This window comes from Bradyrhizobium sp., from assembly GCF_049512235.1.
In the GTDB taxonomy this organism is placed as follows: domain Bacteria; phylum Pseudomonadota; class Alphaproteobacteria; order Rhizobiales; family Xanthobacteraceae; genus Bradyrhizobium.
In genome coordinates this window covers 1-9039 of sequence record NZ_JBEKXH010000267.1, presented here as the reverse complement: position 1 = coordinate 9039, position 9039 = coordinate 1, and the positions used below count along the sequence as shown (strand labels likewise).

General features: G+C 61.9%; 10 protein-coding genes. 5 read left to right on the top strand and 5 right to left on the bottom strand.

The annotated features are described in order from the left end of the window. On the top strand, nucleotides 1-2088 hold a 2088-nt coding region (locus tag ABSG20_RS22385), incomplete at its 5' end, for a molybdopterin cofactor-binding domain-containing protein (RefSeq protein WP_423866695.1). Nucleotides 2089-2107: 19 nt separating this feature from the next. Here the strand turns inward: ABSG20_RS22385 and ABSG20_RS22380 are convergent. Next, entirely contained in the window at nucleotides 2108-2260 is a 153-nt protein-coding gene (locus ABSG20_RS22380; protein WP_423866694.1) for a DUF3551 domain-containing protein, read from the bottom strand. 168 nt (nucleotides 2261-2428) lie between these two features. Here ABSG20_RS22380 and ABSG20_RS22375 point away from each other — a divergent pair, with 168 nt between their 5' ends. Together ABSG20_RS22375 and ABSG20_RS22370 are read left to right on the top strand one after the other, a co-directional pair. Continuing rightward, a complete protein-coding gene (locus ABSG20_RS22375; protein WP_423866693.1) occupies nucleotides 2429-3364 on the top strand; it encodes a lactate/malate family dehydrogenase in 936 nt (311 codons plus the stop codon). A gap of 93 nt (nucleotides 3365-3457) precedes the next feature. Continuing rightward, on the top strand, nucleotides 3458-4852 hold the full coding sequence (locus ABSG20_RS22370; RefSeq protein WP_423866692.1) for an MFS transporter: 1395 nt from the start codon (nucleotides 3458-3460) through the stop codon (nucleotides 4850-4852). A gap of 166 nt (nucleotides 4853-5018) precedes the next feature. On the opposite strand, the gene ABSG20_RS22365 is transcribed toward ABSG20_RS22370, so the two are convergent. From ABSG20_RS22365 to ABSG20_RS22350, 4 genes are all read right to left on the bottom strand, one after another. Next, entirely contained in the window at nucleotides 5019-6251 is a 1233-nt protein-coding gene (locus ABSG20_RS22365) for a flavin-containing monooxygenase (protein WP_423866696.1), read from the bottom strand. A 65-nt stretch (nucleotides 6252-6316) separates the two neighbouring features. After that, on the bottom strand, nucleotides 6317-6877 hold the full coding sequence (locus tag ABSG20_RS22360) for an OsmC family protein (protein WP_423866691.1): 561 nt from the start codon (nucleotides 6875-6877) through the stop codon (nucleotides 6317-6319). A gap of 173 nt (nucleotides 6878-7050) precedes the next feature. Beyond that, nucleotides 7051-7575 (bottom strand): OsmC family protein, encoded by a 525-nt coding sequence (locus ABSG20_RS22355; RefSeq protein WP_423866690.1) that lies wholly within the window; start codon nucleotides 7573-7575, stop codon nucleotides 7051-7053. 313 nt (nucleotides 7576-7888) lie between these two features. Then, nucleotides 7889-8194 (bottom strand): HipA domain-containing protein, encoded by a 306-nt coding sequence (locus tag ABSG20_RS22350; RefSeq protein WP_423866689.1) that lies wholly within the window; start codon nucleotides 8192-8194, stop codon nucleotides 7889-7891. 250 nt (nucleotides 8195-8444) lie between these two features. Between ABSG20_RS22350 and ABSG20_RS22345 the strand changes: the two genes are divergently transcribed. Together ABSG20_RS22345 and ABSG20_RS22340 are read left to right on the top strand one after the other, a co-directional pair. Continuing rightward, entirely contained in the window at nucleotides 8445-8672 is a 228-nt protein-coding gene (locus ABSG20_RS22345) for a ribbon-helix-helix protein, CopG family (RefSeq protein ID WP_423866688.1), read from the top strand. Then, the gene (locus ABSG20_RS22340) at nucleotides 8666-9031 is read left to right on the top strand and encodes a type II toxin-antitoxin system VapC family toxin (protein WP_423866687.1); all 366 of its coding nucleotides are present in this window, start codon (nucleotides 8666-8668) and stop codon (nucleotides 9029-9031) included. The genes ABSG20_RS22345 and ABSG20_RS22340 overlap by 7 nt, the downstream gene beginning before the upstream one ends. Nucleotides 9032-9039: the final 8 nt, after the last annotated feature.

Here is a 9039-nt window from a genome sequence, read left to right as displayed (position 1 = left end):
GAGATGCAGCAAGGGCCCGGCGTCGCCTATGGCTTTCTGGTCGAAGCTTCGATCGGCAAGGGAAATATCCGGTCGATAGACACCCGCGCCGCCGAGAACGCTGCCGGTGTCATTCTGGTTCTCACCCACCTCAATGCGCCGCAACAGGGCACCGGCAATCATCGCGAGGCTCATCCGGTACTGACGGGACCCGAGGTGACGCGCTACGGTCAGCCGGTTGCCTTCGTGGTCGCTGAGAGCTTCGAACAAGCCCGGGCGGCGGCGTACCTGGTCCGCGTCAACTATGATCGTGCTCCGGGAAAGTTCGCGCTGCGCGATGGCGTCAAGCAGGCACGCACGCCGCAGCCGAAAGATGCCCCTGCCGCGGACAGCGCAGTGGGAAATTTTGCCAGCGCGTTCGCATCCGCGCCGGTGCAACTCGACGTCACCTATACCACGCCCTTGCAAAGCCACGCCATGATGGAACCGCACGCCACACTGGCGGCGTGGGACGGAGACAGACTGACGCTTCACACCGCAAACCAGATGTTGAACCAGGGGCAGCAGGCGGTGGCGCGGACTCTCGGGATTCCGGTAGAGAATGTGCGGCTCGTCAGCCCATTCATCGGCGGCGGATTCGGCGGAAAACTATGGGTGAATGCCGACGCCATTCTGGCGGCAATTGCCTCGCGGCAACTGAAGCGGCCGGTCAAGATCGCCCTCACGCGGCAGCAGATCTTCCACGTCACGACGCATCGTTCCGATACCATTCAACGGCTTCGCCTTGGCGCGGATCGGCAAGGCCGGCTGCAGGCCGTCGGTCATGACGTCCTTTCCGGCAATTTGCCCACCGAGCAGACCTACGAAGGCGCCGCTCTGCAGACCCGCACGCTTTATGCGGGCGCCAACCGGCTGACCCGGCATCGGCTGGCGCCGCTGGACATTCCGGTCGCATCCTCGATGCGCGCGCCGGGCGAGGCGGTCGGGCTGATGGCTCTCGAATGCGCCATGGACGAGCTCGCGGAAAAGCTCGACATCGACCCGGTCGAGCTGCGCATTCGCAACGAGCCCAGCGAAGATCCGGAACAGCACATTCCCTATTCCAGCCGGCACTTGATCGCCTGCCTGCAGGAGGGCGCGCGCCGGTTTGGATGGGACAAGCGCAACGCCAAGCCGGGCCAGGTCCGCGATGGGCATTGGCTGGTGGGGATGGGTGTGGCCGCCGCCACCCGCGGCAATCCGCTTCGGCCCTCCAAGGCCAGGGTTCGCTTGACCCCGGACGGCATTGCCACGGTCCAGATGGCGATGACGGACATCGGCACCGGTACCTACACCATTCTCGCTCAGATCGCAGCCGAGATGCTCGGTCTGCCGGTTGGGCAAGTGCGTGTCGAATTGGGTGACACGAGTTTCCCCGAAGCCTCAGGTTCCGGCGGCTCGTTCGGTGCCGGCAGTTCAGGCTCTGCGCTGTTCGAAGCCTGCGATGCGCTGCGCGAAAAGCTGGCCCGCATAGCCGGCATGGATCCGACGACTGCCCGCTTCGCGGACGGCAGCATCGCAAGCGGAGAACAAACAAGGTTGCTGACCGATCTGGTGGGCACCGGAATCGAAGCCGATGGCGAGATCGCACCCGGCCGAAACAACAAGGATTACTCGCAGCAGTCGTACGGCGCGCATTTCGCCGAAGTAGGGGTTGACCAGGACACCGGCGAAGTGCGGCTACGGCGCATGCTGGGTGTATTCACCGCCGGACGTGTCTTGAACGAAAAGACCGCCCGATCACAAGCCATCGGCGGCATGATCTTCGGCGTCGGTGCAGCCCTGCACGAAGCCATGACGCTTGACCCGCGGTTCGGCTTTTTCGTCAACCATGACCTCGCCGAATACCATGTGCCGGTGCACGCCGATATTCCCGCTGTCGAGGCCATATTTCTTCCTGAGCTCGATACCATGTCCAATCCGTTGAAAAGCAAAGGAATCGGCGAATTGGGCATTTGCGGCGCAGGCGCGGCACTCGGTAATGCCATCCACAATGCCTGCGGCGCACGGATAAGAGACTATCCGATCAGCCTGGACAAGCTGCTTTCCAGCCTCCCGGTCCAGGCGTGAGAATTGGACATGGATCGAGCTACCAGTGAAGAAACTCACCTTCCTTGCCATAGATGTTGCGGTAGCACTCGGCTCCCTGGCCGGAAGCCGTCGCCTCGCACTGCGCCTTGCTGGTAAAGCTGCAGTCGGAGCCCCCCGTGACCGTACGCCAGACAGTAGTTGGTGACGGCATGCCGCGGAGCTGCCGCCGCGGCCGACGCGGGCGCGGTTATCGCGATCAAAGTCGCGGCTGAAATCGCCATCGACCCCGGGGGTGTCGCCTCCGCCGGGCTGCTGATGCGGAAACGCCGCGATGCCCCGCAACACTTACTGAAACCCCGAGCACAGACGAGGACACATCATGAAGATCGGAATCATTGGAGCGGGTGCGGTTGGCGCCGCATGTGCGATGGCGACCATCATGAGAGGTTGCGCCAGCGAGCTGGTTCTCGTCAACCGAGGCCGCGACCGCGCCAAAGGCATGGCTACTGACATGGGCTACGGGGCTCCTCTATCATCCACCACCAAGGTGACGGATGGGGACTATCCAGATCTGGCAGGCGCCGCGCTCGTCATGGTCACGGTCGGTGTCAACGAGAAATCCGGTGGCGCGACGGATCGCAACGATCCGCTGGGGCGCTTACGCCTCCTGGACAAGAATGCCGAGGTTTACCGTGACGTGATTCCGCGGATCAAGGCGGCGGCGCCGGATGCCGTCCTGCTCGTCGTCACCGACCCTCCGGATCCGCTTGCCCATCTGACACGCGAACTCGCCGGCCATGATCGTGTTCTCAGCACTGGCACGTTGCTCGACAGCCTGCGCTTTCGGGTGCATCTGGGCCGCCGACTGAGGGTAGCTCCCACCGACATCGAAGCGCAGGTTCTCGGTGAACACGGAACATCGCAGATCTTTCACTGGTCCGGCGCCCGCGTCGGCGGCGTCCCGATCTCGGATGCGCTTGAGCAATGCGGCCTTCGGCACGACGGCGACTTCCAAGCGGCGATCGAGAATGAGGTACGCTATGCAAACATAACAATCATCGAAGGAATCGGAGCCAGTCAATACGGAATTGGAATGGTTTGCGCCCGCATCGCCGAAATCGTGCTGCGTGACGAACGCGCCGTGATTCCGATTGGGGTCCATCATGCAAAGCTTGGAGTAACGCTGTCGCTGCCGGGCATCGTCGGACGGCAAGGTTGCCTGCAAGTCCTTGACCCTCCCCTCTCGAATCACGAACGTATTGGCCTCGAAAAATGCATCGAAACCTTACGCAGAGCCCAAGAGCGAATTCACTGAGCATTCATGCCGATCGCATATGCGGCATGCAGAGGACAGCCTGCCGGCTGACCGTATCCGTGCTATATGCCGGATGTTAGGAGAGCATTTCGCATGTCGACGGAAACAGCTTTGGCAAATCGGCCGGTCGCGTTCGATGGTCTGGAGGCAGAACGCCGGAGATGGGCTGCCGCCGCGATTTTCACCGCGCTGGCGATGGCGTCGCTGGATACGGCGATCGCGAACATCGCCCTGCCCGCGATCGCAGCCGACCTTCATGCCAGCCCCGCCGATGTCATCTGGGTCGTCAATGTCTACCAGATTGCCCTGGTCGCAACGCTGTTGCCGCTCGCCGCGCTTGGCGAGATCGTGGGTCACCGCCGGATCTATCTCGGAGGGCTCTTACTGTTCACGCTGGCGTCACTGGCCTGTGCTTGCGCCTGGTCGTTGCCGAGCCTGCTCGTGGCACGCGTGCTGCAGGGTCTCGGCGCCAGCGGCATCATGAGTGTGAATACGGCGCTGGTACGTTTCGTTTATCCGGGGCGCCTGCAGGGTCGGGGTTTCGGATACAACGCCATGGTGGTCGCGGCCGCCTTCACGCTCGGCCCGACCATCGCCTCCGCCATCCTCGCCTTCGGGCCGTGGAGCTGGTTATTCGCCGTCAACATTCCCTTCGGCCTGGTTGCAGTTCTGATTGGCCTGAAGACATTGCCGCGCACCCCCAGGGCGGCCCATGCCTTCGATTTTCCGGGCGCGCTGCTGGCGGCGGCCTGTCTCGGCCTTTTCATTCTGGGGATTGGAAGCGCGGCCCACCACGCGCGGCCTGGGCTTGTCGTGACGGAAATCGTCTCCGCGCTGTTGCTGGGCTGGGTTCTGATCCGCAGACAGGCGGATTCGCCGGCGCCCGTGCTGCCCATCGACCTGTTTCGCCGGCCGATCTTCGCGCTGTCCACGGCCACCGCGATCTGCGCGTTTGCGGTCCAGGGCCTGGCCTTCGTTTCCCTGCCATTCTACTTCGAGGACATTCTTGGCCGCACGCAGGTCGAGACCGGCTTTTTCATGACCCCCTGGCCTCTGGTGGTCGCCATCATGGCGCCGATCGCCGGACGCCTGTCGGACCGCCATCCCGCAGGAATCCTCGGCGGCATCGGTCTGGCGTTGCTCGGTCTGGGGATGGTCCTGTTGGCGATGCTGCCGGCGAGTCCGCATGTCCTCGACATCGTCTGGCGCATGGCCATCTGTGGCTGCGGCTTCGGCTTCTTCCAGGCGCCGAACATGAAGGCCTTGATGTCCAGCGCACCCGCCGACCGTAGTGGAGGCGCCAGCGGCATGGTGGCGACGGCACGCCTGACCGGACAGACCATTGGTGCAGCGCTTGCGGCTCTGTGTTTTGGCCTGGTCGGCCGCGAGGGAGCCACAGTCGCCCTGGTGCTTGGTGCGGTTTTCGCCGCGGTGGGATGCGGGATGAGTGTCCTGCGACTGGTCGCGACTCCGCAAAGCGGGACTTGAGCCTTGGTGGCGGACCTGAAGCGTATCCCCATCTACTCTTTTCGCTATAGGAGACCGAGATGAAATTCGTATTGATCGGTGCCGCCGCGCTGGCCGCGGCGGCATTCGTAGCTCCGGCGCTTGCGCAAGCCGTTGTCGATGACCCCTGCGCGCCCGTGTTCTAGCATCACGCCGTGGTCTGCAGCACCTTGCCGTGAAGGTGCAATGACAGATGATCGGAGAGATCACGGGCGTCATCGCCGGCGCCGTCGATCAACGTGGATTTTCGGCGGCGCAGGAATGGAGCGCCCATCAGGTAGACGCCGGGAGACGAAACGATCCCGCCGTCATGGCGGATCATCCCCTTGCGATCGAGAATCGGCAGCTTGAGCCAGGAGTAATCGGGGCGATAGCCGGTCGCCCAGATGATCGTCTTGATCTCGCCGCTCGCGAGATTCAAACCGAGCGGCGGGGCTTCGTCGACCCGCGTTGGCGGCAGGCGATGCGGCGGTTCGATGTTGTCGTCGAGGCCGTTCGCGCTTGCCCATTCGTCGATCAGGTTCAGCAGGCGGTTCATCTTGAGATCGGAGAGCGCGCACATGTTGCGCAGCGATCCCGCAAACTGCGCGCGGCCCGCCTCGGTGACGCCCGCGAGGCGGCCAACAAGCCTGACGCCGATCCCGGTGAGGACATTGAGGTCGAGAATAGATCGATCGGGCGTGCCGGCCAGTTGCAGCGAGGGTACCCGCCGGGCCCGGGCGATATCATCGACCTCGTCATAACGCTCGTCGAGGACACCGGCGGCATCCATCCACCACTCCAGGTCCTTTCCCCGATAAACCCGGGGTGCACGAATGTGCTCGCCCACGGCCAGGGTAACCGGGCGGCCCGAGCGATGTATTTCGGCGGCAATCTGGGTACCGCTCGACGATGCGCCGACCACGAGAACGCCACCGTCGGCGAGCTGACTGGGATTTTGATACTGCTGCGCTGCAAGCGTTGTCACCGACCGCGGTACCCGACCGGCACAACCCGGGACGCAGGCGATGTTGAAGGCGCCCGAGGCCAGGACGACCGTACGGCACGACCAGTCCCCCTGGTCCGTCCTTACCAGATATCCTGTCTCCGTGCGGCGCACCGACGTGACCGTCGTATGGGTTCGCACCGGGGCGGAAATCGCCCTTGCATAGGCCGCGATGAAATCGATGACTTCGGGCAGCGTCCGGTATCCGTCGGGATCGGATCCGCTGTAACCGAAGCCCGGCAGCCGGCTCTGCCAGTTGGGGGTGAGGAGACGAAGCGAATTCCATCGCTCCGTACGCCAGGTGTGGGCGACCTCACCGCGCTCGAGCACCACATGGTCAATCGCGCGATCCGCAAGACAGCGGCTCATGGCAAGGCCGGCGTGGCCGCCGCCGATTACGACTGTCGTGACGACGCTAATTGGGCGTTCCCTGACGAGTTACCGAGGAGACAAACGCCGGCTCAATTCACCACGACCGTGACATTGGTCGGATTGGTCACGATGTCGTAGACCGCCGAACGCTTTTGCGACTGCGCCACAAGGGACTCGATGTCTTCGGGCTTGGCGTCGGCATCGATCTTGTAGGTGACCTTGATGCCGCTGAAACCGTTGCGCACATCCTCGTCGATGCCGAGGATACCATAGAGATCCATGTCGCCTTCAATGGTCGCCGTCACCGAGCGGAGCTGGATGTTCCGGTTCTGGGCGACCGCGGCAATGCCGGCGGTCAGGCAGCTTGCCAGCCCGACCAGCACATATTCGACCGGCGTGGCGCCTTTGTCCGCCGCGGCAAAGACCTCCGGATGATCCGTGTCGAACGTGAACCGGGTCTTGCGTTGCTGCTCCTGGCCCAGGCCGTAAAAGCCCTCGACGGTCGAATGGCTGTGCGTGCCGTTCTTCCATTCGCAGGCGGCCCGCCATTTGAATTGTGCCGCCTCCGGCGCATTCGTCAACGCTTCGCGCGCCCCCAGCAGAGCCTCGACATTGACGCCGTTGTCAACAGGATGATCACCATCAGCCATCACTCTCTCCGTACTATCAGCCCAGCGATATTTTCCTGATTTCAAAGATCAGTCTATCGCAAAGCGGAAAGGTTCGAAAGGAAAATGTCGCGATGTCGCGGCGCAGAACGCGCAAGAAGGAAAAAGGCATCATTCTGGCAATGCGATCGAGAAGGACGTTCTCCATCCGCCCTTCATTCCGCGGCGGCGTTCAACGACCCCGATCGAAGCGAAAGCTGCACCGGCGTCGGATTTCGAAGAATATCCAACACCGGGCAATGCCGATCGACGACCTGCTTCAGGCGCGCGAGCTCCGCTTCCGAAGCCGGGCTGTCCAAAATCACTTCCGCTTCGATGGCCTGATAGCCCGGCCGCACGTCCTGCTGGACGTTGAAAAAACCGCGCAGGTCGATGGTGCCCGTGAGCTGAACCGAAACGCCGTTAAGGGGAATACCGAGCGCGTCCGCGTAGAGGCGGTATGTGATCTCCTGGCATGAGCCCAGGGCCGCGAGAATGTATTCCACCGGATTGGGCGCAGCGTCCTGTCCGCCGAGGCCCGGCGGCTCGTCCACGCCGACACTGAACTGACGGATCGCAACCGTGCTGTCGACGCCATTGCCGAGACGGGAGCGTGCGTGGAACGCGGCCTGTGCCTGAGCAGGATCAGCGCCTAACGCAGCCTGCGTTCCCGTAAACACATCCTTGAACTTGAAGGTCATCGTTGTTTCCTCCGATTGGCATTGTCCGCGATCAGATCATGTTGACGGCGCGCCAGCCGGTTATCAATCGACCGACATCAAAAACGATGAACGTCATCCGGAACGAGCCGATGGCAGCAGGTTCTTTCCATGAAACAGCCGGAGCAAAGGCGGAACCGCTCGAACGCGTTGCCGGGCTCGTTCGCCACTCGAACGCGCAACCCGGCTCAGTAGGGCGGATAGAAGCCGGAGGCGCAAATCCGCCGCGATGATGGACGAGATGGCGGGTTACGCCTTCGGCTCCAACCCGCCCTACGGACTGAGATGCCGGCGACTAATTTCGTTGGGGTTGAACCGCCGTCGGCTGCCGCGGCGTCAGCAGCCGACGCACCTGATTGGTGACATGGAAAACCAGGTCCCCGATCTTCATCGCGAGCTTGATCTTCTTAACATCGATCCCTTTATAGGGAAGCATGCTGGCGATGTCGTAGAGCGGCGCAAGCCTGACATTGGGACCTTCGGCGAGAAGCAGCGAGTAGTTTTTGGCGTGCGCATCGGTGCCGGCAATGAACCAGTTGAAGCCGAGGGCGTCGACGAAGGTATCAACGTCGGTGACGCGATCCGTGGAGGTAGCGCGCAATAGCTCGATGATGTCGGAAGGGCTCGGTTCCCCCTTCGTTTTGATATTTTTTCGTCGGCACAATGCCGCGTGCCTGGCAAATGTCTTCCTGCGAACGCTGACAATACGAAATGTCGCCGTTCGATTACATTAACAAATATAAGAAGGGTGGCTGTCCCCGAACGCTCGACAGACCCCGAGACTTACCCGGTAAGAATCGAAAGTTGGCTTTTTTTTCGGGATTATGATATATGATGCCGATATCATATTCATGGTGAAAACGATGCGGACATTGGTTGATGTCGGCGATGCCCAGCTTCAGGAACTGGACGAATTGTCGAAGGAAGAGAAGAGGTCTCGTGCCGCGCTCATCCGCGAAGCAATCGATGACTTTCTCGCCAAGCGACGTAACAAGCACGAAGGCGACGCGTTCGGCCTTTGGGGCAAGCAAAAAATCGACGGCCTGGCTTACCAGATGAAGGTGCGCAACGAATGGTGAAGGCGCTATTCGACACCAACATCCTGATCGACTACCTCAATGCTGTTCCTGAGGCTCGTACCGAGCTTCAACGCTATACTGAAAAGGCCATCAGCATCATCACCTGGATGGAGGTGATGGTCGGGGCCGATGGCGATCTCGAAGCTGCGACGCGTAACTTTCTGAACAGCTTTGATGTCGTCGTTGTCGACCATAAGATCGCGGAGCGCGCCGTCGGTCTCCGTCGTGGTCATCGGATCAAATTGCCCGATGCGGTGATCTGGGCAACGGCACAGGCGCATGCCATGCTTCTCGTCACGCGCAACACCAAGGATTTTCCGAACGACGATCCAGGTGTCCGCGCGCCTTACAAGCTTTGAATATCCTC

Excerpts from the sequence above, each read along its gene's own strand:
- ABSG20_RS22380 (WP_423866694.1), bottom strand. The coding sequence starts at position 2,260 with ATGCCGTCACCAACTACTGTCTGGCGTACGGTCACGGGGGGCTCCGAC.
- ABSG20_RS22375 (WP_423866693.1), top strand. The coding sequence starts at position 2,429 with ATGAAGATCGGAATCATTGGAGCGGGTGCGGTTGGCGCCGCATGTGCG.
- ABSG20_RS22370 (WP_423866692.1), top strand. The coding sequence starts at position 3,458 with ATGTCGACGGAAACAGCTTTGGCAAATCGGCCGGTCGCGTTCGATGGT.
- ABSG20_RS22360 (WP_423866691.1), bottom strand. The coding sequence starts at position 6,877 with ATGGCTGATGGTGATCATCCTGTTGACAACGGCGTCAATGTCGAGGCT.
- ABSG20_RS22355 (WP_423866690.1), bottom strand. The coding sequence starts at position 7,575 with ATGACCTTCAAGTTCAAGGATGTGTTTACGGGAACGCAGGCTGCGTTA.
- ABSG20_RS22345 (WP_423866688.1), top strand. The coding sequence starts at position 8,445 with ATGGTGAAAACGATGCGGACATTGGTTGATGTCGGCGATGCCCAGCTT.
- ABSG20_RS22340 (WP_423866687.1), top strand. The coding sequence starts at position 8,666 with ATGGTGAAGGCGCTATTCGACACCAACATCCTGATCGACTACCTCAAT.